Source organism: uncultured Flavobacterium sp., assembly GCF_963925415.1.
In the GTDB taxonomy this organism is placed as follows: domain Bacteria; phylum Bacteroidota; class Bacteroidia; order Flavobacteriales; family Flavobacteriaceae; genus Flavobacterium.
On record NZ_CAWUTS010000093.1, the window covers coordinates 1 to 19,991 of the forward strand.

Sequence of the window (19,991 nt, forward strand, 5' to 3'; positions counted from 1 at the left end):
TTATATTCTGCAGTTAAATTATATTGTTTGGCAATTTCAAATGCTTTTTTTTCTAATTTATCTGTCAATTCTTTTACTAAAGAATTAGCCATAGGCAAATACTCCGATTTTGGATAGGTATCTATAAAAATTTGTAATTTATCTAAAGCTTTATAAGTATCTGTTTGATCTAAACTATAGGATGGTGACTTTGTATAAAAACATTTTGCACCTAAAAAAGCAGCTTCTTCTCTTTTTTCACTTTTAGGGTAATTGGAGGCAAAACTTTCAAATGCATATCCTGCTAAATAATATTGATTTGTTTCATAATATGATTTTGAAAGCATATAAAACATACGCTCGGCACTTGGCTTTCCTTTTAACATAGGAGAAACCTGTTCAAACAATGAAATTGCTTTTCTATATTTTGCGCTTTCATATAAATCAGCACCTAATTTTGTTTTTATTACTAAATCATCTGTTTTTAACGCTTTTTGGTATTCACTACACGATGTGAATAATATTGAAAAAACTAATATGTAAAGTATTTTGTTCATTTATAGTGTTTTAACTTGTTAAATCATAAATTAATAGACCGTAAAAAGCAGTTGGCAAATTTAGGCATTATTTATGTACTTTAAAAATTTATTTTAATTGTATTTATTTGTAAATTCTTCTATTCGTTTTACTAAGTTTTCATCTGCACCTACCAATGGCAATCTAACAGTACTTTGAGACAATTTTTTAAATTTGAGCACCTCTTTTATCCCAGCTGGATTTCCTTGTTCAAAAATCATGTCTATTGCATCTGCTAAACTATATTGCAAATCATATGCTTCATCTACCTTTTTTTGCAAGCCTAAGCGCATCATTTGTGAAAATTCTTTGGGAAAACCTTGACCAATAACAGAAATAACTCCAGATCCCCCAGATAAAACTATTGGTAAAGCGATCATATCATCACCAGAAATTATAAGAAAATCTTTAGGTTTTAGCTGAATTAATTTCATTGCTTGCACTAAGTCACCTGCGGCTTCTTTAACTGCAATAATGTTTTTAAACTCATTCGCAAGTCTAATTACTGTTACCGGAAGCATGTTGCTGGCGGTTCTTCCGGGCACATTATACAAAATAACAGGTAAGGGAGAACTTTGAGCTATAGCCTTAAAATGCTGATATATACCCTCTTGTGTTGGTTTATTGTAATAAGGGGAAACAGACAATATTGCCGAAAATCCACTAAAATCTCTTGTTTGTAATTCATCTACCAGTTGCATTGTATTGTTTCCACCAACACCTAAAACTAGTGGTAGTCTTCCTGCATTTGCAAACTTAATTGTTGAAATAACAAGTTCTTTTTCATCTAGTGTTAAAGTTGCAGATTCTGCAGTGGTCCCAAGAGCTACTATATATTCAACTCCGCCTTCTATGACAAATTCAACAATTTTAACCAAAGCTTCTGTATCAACAGAAAAGTCTTTTTTAAATGGCGTGACTAATGCTACCCCTGTTCCTACAAACATCTGCATACTATATTTTCTTTAATATTTTTAAATAATCAAACATTATTTTAGTAAATTCATTATGCTTTTTAATACTTGTATACACTATAAAATTGTTTAAATTATTAATTATTGAAGCAAATCCAACTTTAAATTTAGCCTGAGACATAACAGAAACAAATTCTAAATCAGAATTACTTTCATCATAATAATTAATTAATAGACAAAAAGGAAATGAAATAAAGTTATCTATATCTCCTTTTTTAATAAAACCAGAAAAAGTTATGTCATTTTTAGTAAAAAAAGAATGATCAAACATTTCGTTTTTTTGTATTTTTTTTCTATAAACTAAAACGTTAACCTTAACCTGGTTATCTGTGTATTTTTTAATGTCATTAATTAATTGATCTTTATCAAAAAAGTGAATTTCATCAATAAGTAAACCTATAGTTTTTATTGAATCATCAGTAACAATTGACAAACCTGCGCTTAATGATTTATTAATATGCTTTTTAAGCATAAAATCTTTTATAGTTCTATAAAACATAGTATTTTTACCAGATACAAATTTATATAATCAAACTTACATTATGCTTGTAAAAGTAAAAAAGTTAATCTCAATTACATCTTATTTTGTTATATTATTAACATTTTTCGGATTGGTTTCTTGTAAATCAAAAAACTATTATAATTACAAGGCAGAAGGGCAGAGAATAAACATCAATGAAAAATATTCTTCTGATTCTATTTTTGACAACTATATTACTCCATATAGAGTTCGCATCACAAAAGATTTAGATAGTGTTTTGGCTTTTTGTCCAGAAACCTTAGAAAAAAATAAAGGAAAATGGGAAACAAATATTGGCAGTTTTTTGGCCAATGTTACATTTGAATTGTCAAACAAAATTTTTGAACTACGAGAAAATAAATCTATTGATTTTTGCTTATTAAATCATGGTGGTATTCGCTCTACTATCCCTAAAGGAAAGGTAACTACACGAACAGCTTTTAATGTAATGCCTTTTGAAAATAGCATAATCATTATTGGATTAACTGGAAATGAAATTAAAATATTGGCAAAATATATAATTAATGAAAAGAAACCTCACCCGTTACATGGGTTAAAAATTTACATTAATTCTAAATCTGAAATTCGCAAAATTGAAATCAATGAAGAACCGCTTGACAACGACAAATTATACTACATAGCTACATCCGATTATTTAGCTAATGGTGGTGATAGCATGACTTTTTTTAGAGACAGTAAAATTAAATTTGATATTGATTACAAAATACGCAACCTATTAATTGATTATTTTAAAAAAGTGGATACTCTAAAAATGTTTGATGAAAAATCAGTAATTGAAGAATAATTTTTATTGATAAAGATGCAAATTGGTTAGAACATAAAAAAACATTCATAAAATAAAAAAAAAAATGAAAAGAAGAGATTTTATAAAAAACACAGCAGCGTCTTCGAGCTTACTTACTATAGGTGGCTTGTCAATGAGTAGCTTTAGCTCTATCGAAAAAATAAAAAAAATAACAATTCTTCATACCAATGATACACATAGCCATATTGACCCTTTTCCTAGTGATGATCCAAGAAATCCAAATCAAGGAGGTGCTTCAAAAAGAGCTGTCATTATTGAAAAAATAAGACGTGAAGAAGAAAATGTATTGTTATTAGATGCTGGGGATATTTTTCAGGGAACACCTTATTTTAATTATTATGGTGGTGAACTGGAGTTTAAATTGATGAGTATGATGCAATATGATGTTGCAACATTGGGTAATCATGATTTTGACAATGGAATTGACGGTTTTTATGCTCAATTGCATCATGCAAAATTTGATTTTGTGTCAGCAAATTATGATTTTAAAAATACTGTTTTAGACGGAATTGTGAAACCTTATAAAATAATTATGAAATCTGGATTAAAGATTGGCGTTTTTGGTTTAGGTATTGAGCTGGAAGGTTTAGTTGATAAAAAAGGATATAAAGAAACCGTATACAACAATCCTATTGACATTACAAAAGATACCGTAAAGCAACTAAAAGAAGTTGAAAATTGTGATTTAATAATTTGTCTTTCACATCTTGGTTTTAAATACAAAAACGACCCAGAAAAGGTAAGTGATATTACCCTTGCAAAACTAACAAAAGATATTGATTTAATAATTGGCGGCCACACCCATACCTTTTTAGACAAACCCGTTGTCGAAAAAAACCTTGACGGAAAAGACGTTATAATTAATCAGGTGGGTTGTTATGGAATCAACTTAGGTAGAATAGATTTTTATTTTTCTAATGACTCAAAATACAGTAGTTTAGATAAAAATATTGTTGTTTAATTAATTTCTAATAAATTTTTAAATTCGTATTCTGTAATAATAGCTATTTTCAATTGATTGGCTTTTTCCAATTTAGATGGCCCCATATTATCACCCGCTATAACATAATCTGTTTTTGACGAAATAGAACTTCCTACTTTTCCTCCGTTATCTTCAATGACTTTTTTAAGTTCGTCTCTAGAAAATAGCTCAAAAACGCCAGAAACTACTAAAGTTTTTCCTTTTAATAGTTCTGAAACACGGGTGTCATTTGAAGCATTAATTTCCAATTGTACGCCATAATCTTTTAACCGCGCCACATTCGTTCTATTTTCTTTATTTTCAAAAAATAAAACGACACTTTGCGCTATCTTCTCTCCTATTTCGTCAACTAAAATTAAATCTAATATATTAGCCGCAACAATAGCCTCAATATTTTTATAATGCTTAGCTAATTTTTTAGCCACTGTTTCACCTACATATCGAATTCCAAGTGCATACAAAACCCGTTCAAAAGGTATCTTTTTAGAATCTAGAACACCTTTAACCAAATTTTCAGCCGATTTTTCAGCCATTCGTTCTAAAGGTAATATTGACTCTTTTTTTAATTCATATAAATCGGCATAATTAGAAACTAATCCCGAATTAAAGAGCAAGGCAACTGTTTCGCCACCAAGACCTTCAATATCCATTGCTTTACGCGATATAAAGTGTTGTATGCGTCCAATAATTTGTGGGGGACATCCATAAAAATTAGGACAATAATGATTGGCCTCTCCGTCAATTCTAACCAATTTAGTTTCACATTCCGGACAATTTGTAATATAAACTGTTGGTTTAGAATCTTTTGTTCTTTCGTTCAAATTAACTGAAATAATCTTAGGAATAATTTCGCCTCCTTTTTCTACAAAAACTGTATCATTGATTCGAATATCTAATTTTTCAATTTGATCCGCGTTGTGCAAAGACGCTCTTTTTACAATTGTACCTGCCAATTGAACAGCCTCCAAATTAGCTACTGGAGTAATAGCTCCTGTTCGCCCTACTTGGTATGAAATCGAATTTAATTTTGTATGTACTTGCTCTGATTTAAATTTATAAGCTATTGCCCATCGTGGAGATTTTGCTGTATAATCTAATTCGTTTTGATACTGAATTAAGTTAACCTTTACAACAACCCCATCCGTTTCATAAGGTAAATTATGTCTGTGGATATCCCAATAATCTATAAATTGAAAAACTTCGTCTAGGTTTTTAGCTAATTTGGATTGCGTAGGTACTTTAAAGCCCCATTCTCTAGCTTTTAGTAAGGCCTCATCTTGTGTTTTTAAGTCCAAGTTTGACCCTACAATAGCATACAACAAACAGTCCAAAGGTCGTTTAGCTACCTCAGCGCTATCCTGTAATTTAAGACTTCCAGAGGCTGTATTTCTTGGATTTGAATAAGGTGTTTCGCCTATCGCTATAAGATCTTGATTCATTTTTAAAAACCCTGCAAAAGGCAAAACGATTTCGCCACGAATATCAAACTTAGACGGAAAATCTCCTTTTAACTTAATTGGAACCGCTTTTATGGTTTTGATATTATTTGTAACATCATCGCCCTGAAAGCCATCTCCACGAGTTACAGCTTTATTTAATATTCCATTTTCATAACTAATACTAATTGAAGCACCATCATATTTTAATTCACAGGTATATTCTATTGGCACATCACCTACAATTTTTTTGCAACGTATCTCCCATTCTTTTAAATCGTCTTTTGAATATGAATTATCTAAAGAGTACATTCTTTGTTCGTGAGGAATGGTCTGAAAATTTTTAGTGATGGTTCCACCTACACGAAGAGTTGGTGAATTTTCATCAAAATACTCTGGATGTTTCGTTTCTAATTCTAGTAGCTCTTTTAATTTTATATCAAAATCATAGTCAGAAATACTAGGATCATCTGACACATAATAGTTGTAATTATGTTGATTCAATACTGCACGAAGACTTGTTATGGTTTCTAAAACGTTCATGATAAACTACTTATTAATAAGGTGATCTAATTTGGCAAATAACTCGCCTTTACTGATAATTCCGCCTTCTTTAATGATTGTAAAAAGAGCTAAATTTCTATCTTGTGAGATGTCTTTTTTTCCTTTTTGAATTTCCACACTAGCCGTAAAAAGATTTAAACTCAACCATTCAATACCCTCCTTTGTAAGAAAATCAACTGTTTTGTCGCTCGTGTTTAATACTAAAGAATAAACCATTGTATCTACGCATTGAAACAAAAATATATAATTTGAAGAAAAATGATCTATAAAACTAACATTAGTTAAAGCTTTTTCCCAAATTAAATCAGAAAAAACATCCACTTCTTGCATAGCAACTTGAGGTCTATTAACCTTAATTTCGTCCCATTCTTTTTTATCAATAGATTGTGAAGCAAGAAAATTTACAAATTCGGGGTGTAATTCTTCTAATTGTTCTTTTGTAAGTCTAGCGTATTTCATTAAAATGCATAAATATTGCGTAAAGATAAAAAAAAAGCCTTCCAAAATGGAAGGCTTTTAATAGATATTTATAAAAATTATGCTTTTTCAGCGATAATTTCATAAGCTAATTCAACAATTACATTTCTGTGTAATCTAACGCTTGCAACATATTTACCCGTACGTTTAATGATTCCACTAGTGATGAATTTTTTATCGATATCATGACCACTTTTTGCTAAAGCTTCTGCAATATTAGCGTTAGTAATAGAACCAAATAATTTTTCTCCACCTGCTTTTGCAGAAATTTTAACTTCAAGAGCTTTTAATGAATCTGCTATTTTAGTAGCATCATCGACTAATTTTTGCTCTTTATGTGCTTTTTGTTTTAAATTTTCAGCTAAAACTTTTTTTGCTGACGGAGTTGCTAATGAAGCAAACCCTTGAGGAATTAGATAATTACGACCATACCCATTTTTTACAGATACGATATCGTCTTTAAATCCCAAATTTTGAACATCTTGTTTTAAAATAAGATCCATGTTGTTGTCCTTTGTTAGTAGAAGTTAGGTTTCATGGTTTTGAAAACCAACAACTGTGTTTTTATATTATTTTAATAAATCTGCCACATATGGCATAATTGCAATGTGTCTGGCTCTTTTTACAGCTACAGAAACTTTACGTTGATACTTTAATGAAGTACCTGTTAATCTACGAGGTAAAATTTTACCCTGCTCATTTACAAACTTTAATAAAAAATCTGCATCTTTATAATCAATGTACTTGATACCTGATTTTTTAAAACGACAATATTTTTTTTGTTTGTTTGTATCTATATTTAAAGGAGTAAGATATCTAATATCACCCTCTTTTTTACCTTTTGCTGATTGCTCTAAAGATGCCATAATTAGTTTGATTTAGCTTTTAATTTGTCTCTTCTTCTTTCTGCCCATGATATTGCGTGTTTGTCTAACGATACAGTTAAAAAACGCATGATTCTTTCGTCACGTTTAAATTCTGTTTCATAAGCAATCAGAATATCTGCAGGTGCTTCAAATTGAAATAAGTGATAAAAACCACTTTTTTTGTGTTGGATTTCGTAAGCTAATTTTTTTAAGCCCCAATCCTCTTTGGATACCATCTTTGATCCTTTAGAAGTAAGAAAATCTTCAAACTTGCTAACTGTTTCCTTTATCTGTTGTTCAGATAAAACGGGATTCAAGATGAAAACAGTTTCATAATGATTCATAATGTAAATTTATTTTGTTATAAAATTGGGTGCAAAAGTACAGCATTTATATACAATTCGCAAATAAAAATAATCTTATTTAATATAAAATTTAATTAATCTTTATTTGTTGCTATTTGTGAAGTTTAAAATTTGTTAATATATTTACATATATTATAAAATTCTCATGAAATTAAATTGCATAACATTAGACGATAGTGCATTACATTTACTAACTATTTCTAAGTTAATAAACGAAAATCAAAACTTACAGCTCTTAGGTGGGTTTTCAAGTCCTACTGAAGCTAAGTATTGCATTTCAACAAATAAGATTGATTTAATATTTTTAGATATTGAAATGCCAATTATTAATGGTTTTGACTTTCTTGATGGATTAAAAGTTAAACCTCAAATAATCTTTATTTCTATCAAAGAAAATTATGCCATGAAAGCCTTTGATTATAACGCCACTGATTATATCTGTAAGCCCGTAAACAAAGCTCGATTTAATTTAGCTGTTGATAAAGCATTAACCTTAATTGGAATTCACAACATAGATGATGATGATGATGATGAATTCATTTTTATTAAAAGTAATTTAAAGAAAATAAAAATCTACCTTTCTAAAATTAAATGGATTGAATCATTTGGAGATTATGTAAAAGTTATAACTTTACATGAAAGTCATTTGGTATTATCAACAATGAAATCATTTGAAAGTAATTTACCTTCAAATAAATTTATTCGGGTACATAAATCGTATATAATAAACCTTACTAAGGTAGAAAATTTTAACAGTAAATTTGCAGAAATTGATTCTTTTAACATTCCAATTAGCAGAAATAAAAAAGAAAATTTATTTAAAGCTATTGCAAATATTACTCAATAATTATCCACATTTATAGTCATTTTAATAGCTCTATAAAATGATATTGATTCAAAACTATTTCTTATTTTAAAAATAAGTTGTTTAGTAGCAGCTAAGTTGTTTTCTTTAGGTATTTTTATCAATATTGTTCTTATATACTCATTTCTTATCCTACTAATTGCAGGCTCCTCTGGTCCTAATATTGGTATTGATAAGTTTTGTAAAAGGACACTATATATCCACAGAGATCCTTCTTTTAATTTGTCAAAATCTTTATGTTTTAAGGTTAGTTTTATTAATTTATAAAAAGGTGGATACTTAAAATTTTCACGCTCATAAATTTGTTCTTTAAACATGGAAGAATAATCATTATTTAAAACTTGCTGAATTGTATTATGATATAGGTTATAGGTTTGTATCAAAACCAGTCCTTTTTTTTCTGAACGACCAGACCTTCCTGCTACTTGAGTCAACATTTGAAAAGCTCTTTCATAAGCTCTAAAATTGGGTTGATTTAATAAATTATCTGCATTTAAAATTCCAACTAAAGTAACATTGTCAAAATGTAGTCCTTTAGCTAACATCTGAGTTCCAACTAAAACATCTATTTCCTTGTTTTTAAATGAATCTATTATCTTTTCATATCCAAATTTTCCTCTTGTGGTATCTTGATCCATTCGTCCAATATTGGAGTTTGGAAAAATAGCCTTTAACTCCAACTCTATTTGTTCTGTTCCAAAACCTTTAGTAGTTAACTCGAGCGATTGACAAGCGTGACAATGTGATGGGTTTGCAATTGAATAACCGCAATAATGACAGCGCAATTGGCTTTTATATTTATAATACGTCAAACTCACATCACAGCTTGGACAGCTTGGTACATGACCACATGTAATACATTCTACATAGGGTGAAAATCCTCGCCTGTTTTGAAATAAAATCACTTGTTCTCCTAACGCTAAGGCATTAGTAATTCCTTGAATAAGATCATCGGAAAAATGACCATTCATTCGCTTTCTGAAATATTTATCTTTTAAATCAATAAGGTTTATTTCAGGTAAAACTACCTTTCCATAACGCTCCGTTAATTCAACTAATTTATATTTATTGATCTTTACATTATAATAAGTTTCCAAACTTGGTGTTGCACTTCCTAATAATACTTTTGCTTGATGCTGTTTGGCTAAAACTATAGCACAATCTCTGGCATGATATCTTGGAGCTGGAGATTCTTGCTTATAGGTTTGCTCATGCTCTTCATCTACTACAATTAACCCTAAATTAGAATAAGGCAAAAATAAGGCACTACGAACGCCTATAACTACTTTAGCTTTTTCAGAATTTTCTAATACTTGGTTCCAAACCTCTATGCGCTCGTTATTAGAATATTTGGAATGAAAGACAGCTACCTGATTACCAAAATAAGCAACTAACCTTTGAACCAATTGGGTTGTAAGAGCTATCTCTGGTAACAAAAATAACACTTGCTTATTTTTGTTAATTTGTTTTTCTATGAGTTTTATGTATATTTCGGTTTTACCAGATGCGGTTACACCATGCAATAAAGTAATGTCATTTTCAACAAAACTAGACTCAATTTGATTAAAAGCCTTTTGTTGAGCATTACTCAAATCAAAGTGACTATCGGTGTCTTTTTCAAAAAAAACTCGATCTTGATTGATGTAATATTCTTCAAAAATTTCTTTATCAATAAGTGATTTGATAGCTGCAGAGGTACTCCCTGTAAATTCAATTAATTGTTTAACAGAAATAGCAACACCACCATGAGTATTTAATTGAAAATAGGCCATAACCAATTCGCGTTGCTTTTTTGCTCTTGATAATCTTTCCAAAAGTGACGCTAATTTTTCTGGGTTGGCAAATTCATCATGTAATTTTATATAACGTACTTGTTTAGGCTTGTATTTTTCTGATATTTCTTCTTGTAATTGTAATGCTCCTTTTTGTAACATTCGATTAATTACAGGAAAAACTGTTTTTTTTCCTAAAATTTTAACCACATCATTAATTGTAATTGACGATTGCATCTTTAAGGCTTCAAATATCAAAAACTCATCATCTTTTAAACTCTTTTCATCAATCTCTATTTCATTTTTAACCGTAATAGTGGTCTCACTTTCTAACATATATGCTGAAGGTAAAGCACATTTAAATACTTCGCCTAACGAGCACATATAATAGGATGCTATCCAATTCCAATGAGCAATTTGAATTGTGTTAACAATTGGTTTTTCGTCAATAATTTGATTTATTTCTTTAGCCTTATATAATTGAGGAGGATGATTGTGTTTGTCTAGAATTAATGCTGTATAAATTTTACTTTTCCCAAAAGGAACAGCTACTCTCATCCCTGTTGAGACATAGTTAAACTCAGCTTCAGATACCTCGTAAGTAAAGGTTTTCATTACTGCTAACGGTAAAACGACTTCTATAAAAAACTGCATAAAGCAAAGATAGTTTGAAAAAAGAGAATAGAAAACGAGAATAGAAAAAAGATGCCAATAAACTTATAATAAAAAACACCTTCAAAATTGAAAGTGTTTTTTTTTGTTTTAATTTTTTATAAAATTATTTGCCTAACATGCCTGCTTTTAAATCTTCATCTACTACTGTTTTACCTAGCCAAATTCCTATTACTGCTTTTTTAAATTCGTAACCCTCTACAGAACCTTTTTTGGTTCCATTTTTGTAAACAACAGATTCGTTACCGTTATACATAATTACAAATACATCCCCTTTGTTAATTTTATCATTAAAAAAACTTTTAAATTTATCAATTTTTGTTTTTAAGGGTGCCGTGTTTTTATTTGTAGACTTTTCAAATCCTTCATTCACTGCATTAATCATTTTACTAGAAGTAATCATTCCAGAAGTGATATTTAATTTTATTGCTACTGCATCCTTACTGTCTACAATTTCTTGACCGCTTGTGGTTTTTTTAGTAACATATAAAGATCCAACATAAAGATCCATCCATAATTTTTCTCTGATACCTGCTCCATTTAATGTTAAATCTTTACCTTCTAATGATAGTTTATCGTCTACTTTTACGCCTGAAACAATAGTTTGTGCATTTAAATTTAATGCAGACAAAACGACTACAAATAGAGTTAAAACTTGTTTTTTACTTACAAGAGTAAATTTTTTTGTTTTGTGTTCTTGATTGGTTGATTTCATTTTTTTTGATTTAAAATTTGTTAAATATATAATTTTTTTCGTTTCAATTTATTAATTGCAGCATTTAATTCAAATCCTAATAACAATACCATGCAATTTATCCAAATATAAAACATAAGAACAAGAAGTGTGCCAATTGAACCATACAATTCATTGTACCGAGCAAATTTTTCAACATATATTCCAAATAAATAAGAAGATCCTATTATTAAAATTGTTGTAAAAACAGCTCCATAGCTTATAAATGTTATTTTTCTGGTTTCCTTAGTTCCATATTTATATAAGAATGAAGTTGTAAGTAATATCATCAAAACCACAAAACCATAACGAACCCATTGAATCAATGAAATACTATCTGAAAAGTAATCTTGTATTTTTATTTTTTGAATAAAAACCTCTAAAACTATTATGGCAGCAACCGTAACTAATAAAAGTAATGAAAGTATTAATGACAAAGCTATCGAAATAAAATATTGTTTAAAATAGCCCCGTGTTAAGGTAATGTGTTCGCTCATTTCAAATCCACCTAAAATAGCATTTACACCATTAGCCATTAAAAAAATAGACAGCATAAAACCGGTTGACAACAATCCCTGGTAACTGTTGTTTAAAATATCTTCAATTATTTTATGAATGGCTTCAAAAGTATTAGGGGGCACATTTTGTCCAATAAAACGTATAAAATCTTCTTGAAAACCATCTATCGGAATATAGGGAATAAGGTTTAATATAAATAATGCAAAAGGAAATAGTGCCATAAAAAAACTAAAAGCAATGGCACTTGCTCTGTATGAAAATGCACCTTTAAAAATACCTAGAATATATAATTCCAAAATATCATAAAGCGACATCCCTTCAACTAGAGATTTTATTTTAATCTTTTTAGTTAAATTAACTAATTGTCTAACTATAGGGATTTTTTCTAGTTTTTGTTCTATTAAATCTGACATATATTTAAATTGCTTTTAAACTTAAATCCATATTATAAACAGAATGCGTTAATGCACCCGATGAAATAAAATCAACACCACACAAGGCATAGTCACGAATAGTTTTTTCGGTTATATTTCCAGATGATTCTGTTAAACATCTCTCGCCAATAAAAGCAACTGCTTGCTTAGTTGTTTCAAAATCAAAATTATCCAATAAAATTCTATAAACACCCCCTGCTTTTATAATTTGTTCAACTTCATTCATATCTCTTGCCTCTACAATTATCTTTAAATCTTTTCGGGCTACTTTTAGATATTGTTTCGTTTTTTTAATTGCATGGACTATTCCTCCTGCAAAATCAATATGATTGTCTTTTAGCATTATCATATCATACAGTGCAAATCGATGATTTTCTCCACCACCAACTTTAACAGCCCATTTTTCAAGGGCTCGAATTCCTGGTGTCGTTTTTCGAGTATCTAATATTTTTGCTTTGGCATCGCCTACCAAGTCTACAAATTTTCGGGTTTTAGTTGCAATGGCGCTCATCCTCTGCATTGAATTCAAAACCAATCGTTCTGCTTTTAAAATAGATTGTGCACTTCCAGAAACATGAAAAACTACATCGCCATATTTTACAGGTTGACCATCTGTACTAAATGTATCCACTTTTAAATTTGAATCTACATAGCTAAAAATCATTTTAGCAAACTCAATACCCGCAATAATTCCTTGATCTTTTACCAAAAGTTTAGCTTTTCCTTTGGCATCTATTGGTATACATGCTAAGGAACTGTGATCTCCATCGCCAACGTCTTCTCTAATAGCATTTGCAATTATTAAATCTAATTCGGTTTTAAATTGTGCTTCTGAAATCATATAATAAATTTGTTTGGCTAAAGTAAGTATTAGTTGATTTATAAAAAAATATTAGAATTGATTTTTGAACTTCTATTTTGTATTTTTACCAAAAATCAATAATCATGAGTGACTATGTAGTTTCTGAAAAATTTGAAAATAAAATTTTTGAGGAATCTGATATTAAATACAAAGAGTTTGAAGGGTGTACTTTTAGCAACTGCGATTTTAGAACATGTACTTTTCAAAATGAAACTTTTGTAGAGTGTACCTTTACGAATTGCAATTTTCAAAACACTAAAATAAATTATGTTTCACTGAGAGAAGTTATGTTTATTAAATGCAATTTTACAAGTGTCAATTTTGCAATGACTGACCAAATCATTTATCATTTTAATTTTCAAGAATGCATTTTAGATTATGCACAATTTTATAAATTGAAACTTAAGAAAATAAATTTCAATAACTGTAGTATGGTAGCTGTTGATTTTATGGAAACAGACCTAACTGAAGCTGTTTTTAACAACTGTGATTTACGAAGAGCCGTTTTTATTAAAACTATTGCCAATAAAGCTGATTTTACAACCAGTTATAATTATGCCATGGACCCCGAAATTAATAAACTGAAAAAAGCCCAATTTTCTTCTGATGGTTTAAAAGGATTATTAGAAAAATACGATTTAATAATTAAATTGTAAAAAAAAATTGGATTTTATATATTTGTTTTTATATATTTGTATTTGAATAAAGAAAAATGAAAACATTTTTAAATAATAGTTGGTGGTGGAATAACTTACGTAAAACGTCGTGAGCTAATTTTGCTATAGTATAATTTAAATTAAAATACATAGAAAAGGCTTGTCAATCACGACAAGCCTTTTTTTATTGCCAATTTTTTAAAAATCAAGAAATGAAAACCTATAAATTACAAACAAATTACAAACAAATACTTGCTGACACTATAACACCTGTTAGTATCTACTTAAAAATTCGAGATAAGTTTCCAAACAGTATTTTATTAGAAAGTTCTGATTATCATGGAAATGAAAATAGTTTTTCATATATATGTTTTAATCCAATTGCATCTATAAAAGTTGAAAATCAAAAAATTGAAACCCATTTTCCTGATGGGTTTATCGAAAGAACCTCAATAGATAAGAATATAGAGGTTAGTGCTGAAATTGAACGGTTTTCAAAACAATTTATTACCGATGAAAATAAGTTTAAATTTATTACACAAGGATTGTTTGGTTATATCTCTTACGATGCTATTCAATATTTTGAAACCATAAAAATTGCAGAAAAATCTACAGAAAATCAAATTCCTGAAATATACTATGCTGTTTACCAAAATATTATTGCTATAAATCATTTTAAAAACGAAGCTTATATTTTTTGCCATTCATTTAAAAATGAAAATAATATTTCTGAAATAGATCAATTGTTACAGGCCAAAAACTTTGCGTCTTTTTCATTTAAAAAATCTGAAAAGGTTGTATCAAACTTAACAGATACTGATTTTAAAAGCTATGTAAGATTAGCCAAAGAACATTGCCAACGCGGCGATGTATTTCAACTCGTTTTATCAAGACGGTTTTCACAAAACTTTAAGGGTGATGAATTTAATGTCTATCGCGCATTAAGAAGCATTAATCCATCGCCTTACCTTTTCTATTTTGATTATGGAAATTTTAAAATATTTGGATCATCGCCTGAAGCACAATTGGTAATCAAAGAAAACCATGCCGAAATTCACCCTATTGCAGGTACTTATAAAAGAACTGGAAATGATGAAAAAGACGCAGAAATAGCTAAAAAACTAAACAAAGACAAAAAAGAGAACAGCGAACATGTAATGTTAGTTGATTTAGCTAGAAACGACTTAAGCAGAAGTTGCAACAACGTAACGGTAGAGAAATATAAAGAAGTGCAGTTTTTCTCTCACGTTATACACCTGGTTTCCAAAGTAACAGGAAAGTTAAAAAAAAATCATCCATTTATGGAGTTAGTCGCTCAAACCTTTCCAGCTGGAACTTTAAGTGGAGCTCCAAAATACAAAGCAATGCAGTTGATAGAAAGTATTGAAAAAACAAATCGAAGTTTTTATGGAGGAGCAATTGGTTTTATGGACTTTAAAGGTAATTTTAATCACGCAATTATGATTCGAAGCTTTTTAAGTAAAAATCATACTTTATATTTTCAAGCAGGGGCAGGAATAGTTGCTGACTCATCTGAAGAAAACGAAACTCAAGAAGTATATAATAAATTAGGGGCTTTACAAAAAGCATTAGATATTGCAGAAACAATTTAAAAAAAGAGTCGCAATAAAAAAGCGATAAATTAAACTTGTAATTATTAATTTTAAAATTTATAAAAATATAAAAACTATAAAAAATGAAAATAGTAGTCATCGATAATTACGACAGTTTTACCTATAATTTAGTACATTATTTAGAAGATCTAAATGCAGATGTTACCGTTTTTCGAAACGATGAGTTTGAGTTAGAAGAGTTGGAACAATTTGATAAAATATTGCTTTCTCCTGGACCAGGAATTCCTGATGAAGCAGGTTTGTTAAAAGAGGTCATCAAAAAATATGCACCCACAAAAAGTATCTTTGGTGTTTGCCTTGGGCTACAAGCTATTGGTGAAGTTTTTGGTGGAACATTAACCAATTTAGAAAAAGTATACCATGGCGTTGTTACAAAAGTAATACAAATAGAAGATGATATTATTTTCAACGATTTACCAAAAGAAACAGAAGTTGGTCGTTATCATTCTTGGGTAGTTTCGAACAAAAACCTACCAGGCGATTTGATCGTTACCAGTATTGACGAAAACGGACAAATAATGTCTATGAAACATGCTATCTATGATGTTCGTGGTGTGCAGTATCATCCTGAAAGTGTCTTAACTCCAAATGGCAAAAAAATATTAGAAAACTGGATTAAAAATTAGCATTGTTTCTAGTAGAAATGATCTCAAAAACTGCTAAATAATTAAGCATAATATGAAAGCAACACTAAATAGATTAATCAATCACGAAATACTTTTAAAAGCTGAAGCTAAAGAAGTATTGTTTAACATATCAGTTGGCAACTATAATTCAAGTCAAATAGCCTCTTTTTTAACCGTTTACATGATGCGAAGCATTACTATTGAAGAGCTTTCTGGTTTTCGGGAGGCTCTGTTGGAGTTGTGCGTTCGAGTTGATTTTTCAGCATATGATACAATTGATTTATGCGGAACTGGTGGAGATGAAAAAGACACTTTTAACATATCCACTTTAGCATCTTTTATTGTTGCTGGAGCCGGAATCAAGGTTGCAAAACATGGCAATTATGGAGTATCGTCTATTTCAGGATCGAGTAACGTTATGGAAAAAATGGGTGTAAAATTCACAAATGATATTGATTTTCTAACCAAATCTATTGAAAAAACTAACATTGCCATTTTACATGCACCTTTATTTCACCCGGCTATGAAAAATGTAGGCCCAATTCGGAAAGAATTAGGCGTTAAAACGTTTTTTAATATGCTGGGACCGATGGTAAACCCGTCGTTCCCAAAAAATCAAATGGTAGGTGTTTTTAGTTTAGAGTTAGCGCGTATGTATGCCTATTTGTATCAAAACACTACTACTAACTATAGTATTATACATGGATTAAGTGGTTTTGATGAAGTATCATTAACCGATGATGTAAAAATTATTTCTAATGAATCTGAACAGATTCTTAAACCAAGCGACTTTAATTTTTCAGTTATAAAATTAGAATCTATAAAAGGAGGAACAACCATCGATGAAGCAGCTAAAATATTCTACAATGTAATTTCTGGTAACGGTTCTGTTGAGCAAAAAAATGTAGTATGTGCAAATGCAGCTGTGGCAATTCAAACAATAGAAAAGTTGTGTTATACAGACGCATTGGCTAAAGCTCAGGAAAGTTTAAATTCAGGTAAAGCATTTGAAAAATTAAATACATTGATTAAATTAAGTAAACAATAATGAATATACTAAACAAAATTATAAGCGACAAAAAAAGGGAAGTGGCTTTAAAGAAAAGCATTATTCCTGTTTCACAATTAGAAGCATCTGTTTTGTTTAATGGAAAAACAAATTCGATGGCTAAATTGTTACGAAATAGTTTATCAGGCATAATTGCAGAACACAAACGTAGGTCTCCATCAAAATCAGTTATTAATAATAATCATTCGGTTGAAGATGTTGTTAATGGTTATCAAAACGCAGGTGTTTCTGGAATTTCTATATTAACAGACGCAAAATATTTTGGAGGTAGTTTAGACGATTTAGTATTGGCTAAAGCATCTTCAAAAATTCCTTTATTGCGAAAAGAATTTGTAATAGACGAATACCAACTATTAGAAGCTAAAGCATATGGAGCTGATGCTATTTTATTAATTGCGGCAGTACTGACTCGAGAAGAAATCAAATATTTGTCAGCGTTTGCTCAAAGTTTAGCTTTGGAGGTTTTGTTGGAAGTACACAACCTAGAAGAGTTAGAAAAATCAATTATGCCCAGTTTAGATATGATTGGAGTTAACAATCGAAATTTAAAAACCTTTGAAGTAAGTTTAGATTACAGCAAAAAATTAGCTAATCATATCCCAAATAATTTTGTGAAAGTTTCTGAAAGTGGTATCAGCACTGTTGAAGCAGTTATAGAACTAAAAAAATATGGTTATCAAGGCTTTTTAATGGGTGAGCATTTTATGAAAACCGAAAACCCTGGTGATCAAGCGAGCCAATTTATTCGAAAAGTGATGAAGCGATGAAAAAAGTAAAATTAAAAATATGCGGTATGAAATATTCAGAAAATATTCAGAAAATTGCCATGCTAAAACCTGATTATTTAGGATTTATTTTTTGGGATAAATCAATACGAAAATATGAACAAAATGAAATAACAAACCTCGATTTAAACATCAAAAAAGTAGGCGTTTTTGTTGATTCTTTTATAGATGAAATTCTACATAAAATTAAGGTTTTTAAATTAGATGTCATTCAATTACACGGTACAGAAACAGATGATTTTTGTAGGGAGTTAAAAAAAGAAAATATTAAAATTATTAAAGCCTTTTCTGTTGATAACAATTTTGATTTTAATAAATTAAATAAATACAAAAATGCAGTTGATTATTTTCTTTTTGATACTAAAGGAAAGTTACCCGGCGGAAATGGATTGCGTTTTGATTGGCATGTTTTAGAAAAATATACCTTAAAAAAACCTTTCTTTTTAAGTGGCGGAATTGGATTAACCGAAATAGATGAATTAAAAAAATTCCTGAATTCTGATCTAGCATCATATTGCTACGCAATTGACATCAACAGTCGCTTTGAAGATAATCCTGGATTAAAAAATAAAAATGATATAAAAAAATTTAAAAAACTGCTTTATGAAAACAAAATTTAATGTAGACACAAATGGATTTTATGGCAAATTTGGTGGTGCTTTTATACCTGAAATGTTATATCCAAACGTTGAAGAATTAAAAAAAAACTATCTAAACATCATGCATGAACCTTCTTTTCAAGAAGAGTTTAATAGCTTATTAGTACAATATGTAGGCAGACCTACGCCTCTTTATTTTGCTAAACGATTATCTGAAAAATACAATACAAAAATTTATTTAAAACGAGAAGATTTGTGCCATACAGGTGCTCATAAAGTCAACAATACCATAGGGCAAATTTTAATGGCTAAACGACTAGGAAAAACCCGTATCATAGCTGAAACAGGTGCTGGCCAACATGGAGTTGCAACAGCTACCGTTTGTGCCTTAATGGGCTTAGAGTGTATCGTTTTTATGGGTGAAGTAGATATCAAACGTCAAGCTCCAAATGTAGCACGTATGAAAATGCTGGGTGCAAAAATTAGACCCGCTACTTCTGGATCTAAAACCTTGAAAGATGCAACAAATGAGGCAATTAGAGATTGGATTAACAATCCTGTGGATACATTTTATATTATTGGATCTGTGGTGGGGCCCCATCCCTATCCAGATATGGTAGCCCGTTTTCAAAGTGTAATTTCTAAAGAAATAAAAACACAATTATTAGAACAAGAAGGTCGAGAAAATCCCGATTATGTAATTGCCTGTGTTGGTGGCGGTAGTAATGCCGCTGGTGCTTTTTATGAATTTTTAGAAGATGAGTCTGTAAAATTAATTGCAGTAGAAGCTGCTGGTCATGGGGTTCATTCTGGTAAAAGTGCTGCAACATCAGTTTTAGGAAAAATCGGAATTATTCATGGAAGTAAAACCTTATTAATGCAAACAAAAGATGGTCAAATTACAGAACCTTATTCTATTTCTGCAGGTTTAGATTATCCTGGCGTTGGGCCATTACATGCACATTTACATGACTCCAATAGAGCAGAGTTTATAGCAATTACTGATGCTGAAGCTATGAATTCTGGACTAGCAATTTCAAAAATGGAAGGTATAATTCCAGCAATTGAAACAGCCCATGCTTTTTCAGTTTTAGATAAAAAACAATTTAAACCTACTGATATCGTTGTGATTAACTTGTCTGGCAGAGGTGATAAAGATTTGAATACCTATATCGATTATTTTAAATTAAATGACTAATT

The 19,991-nt window shown here is 29.8% G+C and carries 22 protein-coding genes; 10 read left to right on the plus strand and 12 right to left on the minus strand.

The features are described from left to right. The 3 genes from bamD to AABM47_RS07345 form a co-directional block, all read right to left on the minus strand. Positions 1 to 536, minus strand: a 536-nt coding sequence (gene bamD, locus AABM47_RS07335) for an outer membrane protein assembly factor BamD (protein WP_338410279.1), incomplete at its 3' end; no start/stop codon positions are given. A gap of 93 nt (positions 537 to 629) precedes the next feature. Continuing rightward, positions 630 to 1,508, minus strand: coding sequence for a 4-hydroxy-tetrahydrodipicolinate synthase (gene dapA, locus AABM47_RS07340; protein WP_338410280.1), 879 nt, complete (start codon positions 1,506 to 1,508; stop codon positions 630 to 632). Position 1,509: 1 nt separating this feature from the next. Continuing rightward, positions 1,510 to 2,028: a hypothetical protein gene (locus AABM47_RS07345; protein ID WP_338410281.1), complete on the minus strand. Its 519-nt coding sequence runs from the start codon at positions 2,026 to 2,028 to the stop codon at positions 1,510 to 1,512. Positions 2,029 to 2,071: 43 nt separating this feature from the next. Here AABM47_RS07345 and AABM47_RS07350 point away from each other — a divergent pair, with 43 nt between their 5' ends. Further along, entirely contained in the window at positions 2,072 to 2,854 is a 783-nt protein-coding gene (locus tag AABM47_RS07350; RefSeq protein ID WP_338410282.1) for a 5'-nucleotidase, read from the plus strand. Between the two features lie 64 nt (positions 2,855 to 2,918). Next, complete coding sequence (locus AABM47_RS07355; protein ID WP_338410283.1) at positions 2,919 to 3,836, plus strand: metallophosphatase; 918 nt, start codon at positions 2,919 to 2,921, stop codon at positions 3,834 to 3,836. Here AABM47_RS07355 and ligA read toward each other — a convergent pair. The 5 genes from ligA to rpsF all read right to left on the minus strand — a co-directional run bounded on the left by ligA (position 3,833) and on the right by rpsF (position 7,544). Beyond that, complete coding sequence (gene ligA, locus AABM47_RS07360) at positions 3,833 to 5,836, minus strand: NAD-dependent DNA ligase LigA (protein ID WP_338410284.1); 2,004 nt, start codon at positions 5,834 to 5,836, stop codon at positions 3,833 to 3,835. The two genes, AABM47_RS07355 and ligA, sit on opposite strands and share 4 nt — an antisense overlap. Positions 5,837 to 5,842: 6 nt before the next feature. Continuing rightward, the gene (locus AABM47_RS07365) at positions 5,843 to 6,316 is read right to left on the minus strand and encodes a DUF6495 family protein (protein ID WP_338410285.1); all 474 of its coding nucleotides are present in this window, start codon (positions 6,314 to 6,316) and stop codon (positions 5,843 to 5,845) included. Positions 6,317 to 6,393: 77 nt separating this feature from the next. Beyond that, a complete protein-coding gene (rplI, locus tag AABM47_RS07370; protein WP_338410286.1) occupies positions 6,394 to 6,837 on the minus strand; it encodes a 50S ribosomal protein L9 in 444 nt (147 codons plus the stop codon). 66 nt (positions 6,838 to 6,903) lie between these two features. Beyond that, positions 6,904 to 7,200 (minus strand): 30S ribosomal protein S18, encoded by a 297-nt coding sequence (gene rpsR / locus AABM47_RS07375; RefSeq protein WP_338378791.1) that lies wholly within the window; start codon positions 7,198 to 7,200, stop codon positions 6,904 to 6,906. 2 nt (positions 7,201 to 7,202) lie between these two features. After that, positions 7,203 to 7,544 carry a 30S ribosomal protein S6 gene (gene rpsF / locus AABM47_RS07380; protein ID WP_338410287.1) on the minus strand — a complete coding sequence of 114 codons (342 nt, stop codon included), beginning with the start codon at positions 7,542 to 7,544 and terminating at the stop codon, positions 7,203 to 7,205. Positions 7,545 to 7,710: 166 nt separating this feature from the next. Between rpsF and AABM47_RS07385 the strand changes: the two genes are divergently transcribed. Next, positions 7,711 to 8,412: a LytTR family DNA-binding domain-containing protein gene (locus AABM47_RS07385; protein ID WP_338410288.1), complete on the plus strand. Its 702-nt coding sequence runs from the start codon at positions 7,711 to 7,713 to the stop codon at positions 8,410 to 8,412. Here the strand turns inward: AABM47_RS07385 and priA are convergent. From priA to nadC, 4 genes are all read right to left on the minus strand, one after another. Next, the gene (gene priA, locus AABM47_RS07390; RefSeq protein ID WP_338410289.1) at positions 8,406 to 10,856 is read right to left on the minus strand and encodes a primosomal protein N'; all 2,451 of its coding nucleotides are present in this window, start codon (positions 10,854 to 10,856) and stop codon (positions 8,406 to 8,408) included. The genes AABM47_RS07385 and priA overlap by 7 nt on opposite strands. 124 nt (positions 10,857 to 10,980) lie before the next feature. Then, a complete protein-coding gene (locus tag AABM47_RS07395; protein WP_338410290.1) occupies positions 10,981 to 11,589 on the minus strand; it encodes a chalcone isomerase family protein in 609 nt (202 codons plus the stop codon). A 20-nt stretch (positions 11,590 to 11,609) separates the two neighbouring features. Continuing rightward, the gene (locus tag AABM47_RS07400) at positions 11,610 to 12,539 is read right to left on the minus strand and encodes a YihY/virulence factor BrkB family protein (protein ID WP_338410291.1); all 930 of its coding nucleotides are present in this window, start codon (positions 12,537 to 12,539) and stop codon (positions 11,610 to 11,612) included. A 4-nt stretch (positions 12,540 to 12,543) separates the two neighbouring features. After that, positions 12,544 to 13,401 carry a carboxylating nicotinate-nucleotide diphosphorylase gene (gene nadC / locus AABM47_RS07405; protein ID WP_338410292.1) on the minus strand — a complete coding sequence of 286 codons (858 nt, stop codon included), beginning with the start codon at positions 13,399 to 13,401 and terminating at the stop codon, positions 12,544 to 12,546. A 104-nt stretch (positions 13,402 to 13,505) separates the two neighbouring features. Between nadC and AABM47_RS07410 the strand changes: the two genes are divergently transcribed. The 7 genes from AABM47_RS07410 (at position 13,506) to trpB (ending at position 19,989) form a co-directional block, all read left to right on the plus strand. Further along, positions 13,506 to 14,078, plus strand: a complete 573-nt coding sequence (locus tag AABM47_RS07410; RefSeq protein ID WP_338410293.1) for a pentapeptide repeat-containing protein — start codon at positions 13,506 to 13,508, stop codon at positions 14,076 to 14,078. Between the two features lie 212 nt (positions 14,079 to 14,290). Beyond that, complete coding sequence (locus AABM47_RS07415) at positions 14,291 to 15,691, plus strand: anthranilate synthase component I family protein (RefSeq protein ID WP_338410294.1); 1,401 nt, start codon at positions 14,291 to 14,293, stop codon at positions 15,689 to 15,691. An 83-nt stretch (positions 15,692 to 15,774) separates the two neighbouring features. Further along, positions 15,775 to 16,338 (plus strand): aminodeoxychorismate/anthranilate synthase component II, encoded by a 564-nt coding sequence (locus tag AABM47_RS07420; RefSeq protein ID WP_338410295.1) that lies wholly within the window; start codon positions 15,775 to 15,777, stop codon positions 16,336 to 16,338. 52 nt (positions 16,339 to 16,390) lie between these two features. Beyond that, positions 16,391 to 17,386 (plus strand): anthranilate phosphoribosyltransferase, encoded by a 996-nt coding sequence (trpD, locus tag AABM47_RS07425; protein ID WP_338410296.1) that lies wholly within the window; start codon positions 16,391 to 16,393, stop codon positions 17,384 to 17,386. Continuing rightward, positions 17,386 to 18,174 carry an indole-3-glycerol phosphate synthase TrpC gene (trpC, locus tag AABM47_RS07430; protein WP_338410297.1) on the plus strand — a complete coding sequence of 263 codons (789 nt, stop codon included), beginning with the start codon at positions 17,386 to 17,388 and terminating at the stop codon, positions 18,172 to 18,174. The genes trpD and trpC overlap by 1 nt, the downstream gene beginning before the upstream one ends. 26 nt (positions 18,175 to 18,200) lie before the next feature. After that, on the plus strand, positions 18,201 to 18,812 hold the full coding sequence (locus tag AABM47_RS07435; RefSeq protein ID WP_338410298.1) for a phosphoribosylanthranilate isomerase: 612 nt from the start codon (positions 18,201 to 18,203) through the stop codon (positions 18,810 to 18,812). Beyond that, complete coding sequence (trpB, locus tag AABM47_RS07440; RefSeq protein ID WP_338410299.1) at positions 18,796 to 19,989, plus strand: tryptophan synthase subunit beta; 1,194 nt, start codon at positions 18,796 to 18,798, stop codon at positions 19,987 to 19,989. Before AABM47_RS07435 ends, trpB begins: the two co-directional genes overlap by 17 nt. Positions 19,990 to 19,991: the final 2 nt, after the last annotated feature.

Bases quoted from the DNA above. Each gene is read 5' to 3' on its own strand.
- AABM47_RS07385 (WP_338410288.1), top strand. From the start codon at position 7,711: ATGAAATTAAATTGCATAACATTAGACGATAGTGCATTACATTTACTA.
- rpsF (WP_338410287.1), bottom strand. From the start codon at position 7,544: ATGAATCATTATGAAACTGTTTTCATCTTGAATCCCGTTTTATCTGAA.
- trpC (WP_338410297.1), top strand. From the start codon at position 17,386: ATGAATATACTAAACAAAATTATAAGCGACAAAAAAAGGGAAGTGGCT.
- AABM47_RS07420 (WP_338410295.1), top strand. From the start codon at position 15,775: ATGAAAATAGTAGTCATCGATAATTACGACAGTTTTACCTATAATTTA.
- AABM47_RS07350 (WP_338410282.1), top strand. From the start codon at position 2,072: ATGCTTGTAAAAGTAAAAAAGTTAATCTCAATTACATCTTATTTTGTT.
- AABM47_RS07415 (WP_338410294.1), top strand. From the start codon at position 14,291: ATGAAAACCTATAAATTACAAACAAATTACAAACAAATACTTGCTGAC.
- rplI (WP_338410286.1), bottom strand. From the start codon at position 6,837: ATGGATCTTATTTTAAAACAAGATGTTCAAAATTTGGGATTTAAAGAC.
- trpD (WP_338410296.1), top strand. From the start codon at position 16,391: ATGAAAGCAACACTAAATAGATTAATCAATCACGAAATACTTTTAAAA.
- ligA (WP_338410284.1), bottom strand. From the start codon at position 5,836: ATGAACGTTTTAGAAACCATAACAAGTCTTCGTGCAGTATTGAATCAA.
- AABM47_RS07355 (WP_338410283.1), top strand. From the start codon at position 2,919: ATGAAAAGAAGAGATTTTATAAAAAACACAGCAGCGTCTTCGAGCTTA.
- AABM47_RS07410 (WP_338410293.1), top strand. From the start codon at position 13,506: ATGAGTGACTATGTAGTTTCTGAAAAATTTGAAAATAAAATTTTTGAG.
- AABM47_RS07345 (WP_338410281.1), bottom strand. From the start codon at position 2,028: ATGTTTTATAGAACTATAAAAGATTTTATGCTTAAAAAGCATATTAAT.
- AABM47_RS07400 (WP_338410291.1), bottom strand. From the start codon at position 12,539: ATGTCAGATTTAATAGAACAAAAACTAGAAAAAATCCCTATAGTTAGA.
- AABM47_RS07435 (WP_338410298.1), top strand. From the start codon at position 18,201: ATGAAATATTCAGAAAATATTCAGAAAATTGCCATGCTAAAACCTGAT.
- rpsR (WP_338378791.1), bottom strand. From the start codon at position 7,200: ATGGCATCTTTAGAGCAATCAGCAAAAGGTAAAAAAGAGGGTGATATT.
- AABM47_RS07395 (WP_338410290.1), bottom strand. From the start codon at position 11,589: ATGAAATCAACCAATCAAGAACACAAAACAAAAAAATTTACTCTTGTA.
- AABM47_RS07365 (WP_338410285.1), bottom strand. From the start codon at position 6,316: ATGAAATACGCTAGACTTACAAAAGAACAATTAGAAGAATTACACCCC.
- trpB (WP_338410299.1), top strand. From the start codon at position 18,796: ATGAAAACAAAATTTAATGTAGACACAAATGGATTTTATGGCAAATTT.
- nadC (WP_338410292.1), bottom strand. From the start codon at position 13,401: ATGATTTCAGAAGCACAATTTAAAACCGAATTAGATTTAATAATTGCA.
- priA (WP_338410289.1), bottom strand. From the start codon at position 10,856: ATGCAGTTTTTTATAGAAGTCGTTTTACCGTTAGCAGTAATGAAAACC.
- dapA (WP_338410280.1), bottom strand. From the start codon at position 1,508: ATGCAGATGTTTGTAGGAACAGGGGTAGCATTAGTCACGCCATTTAAA.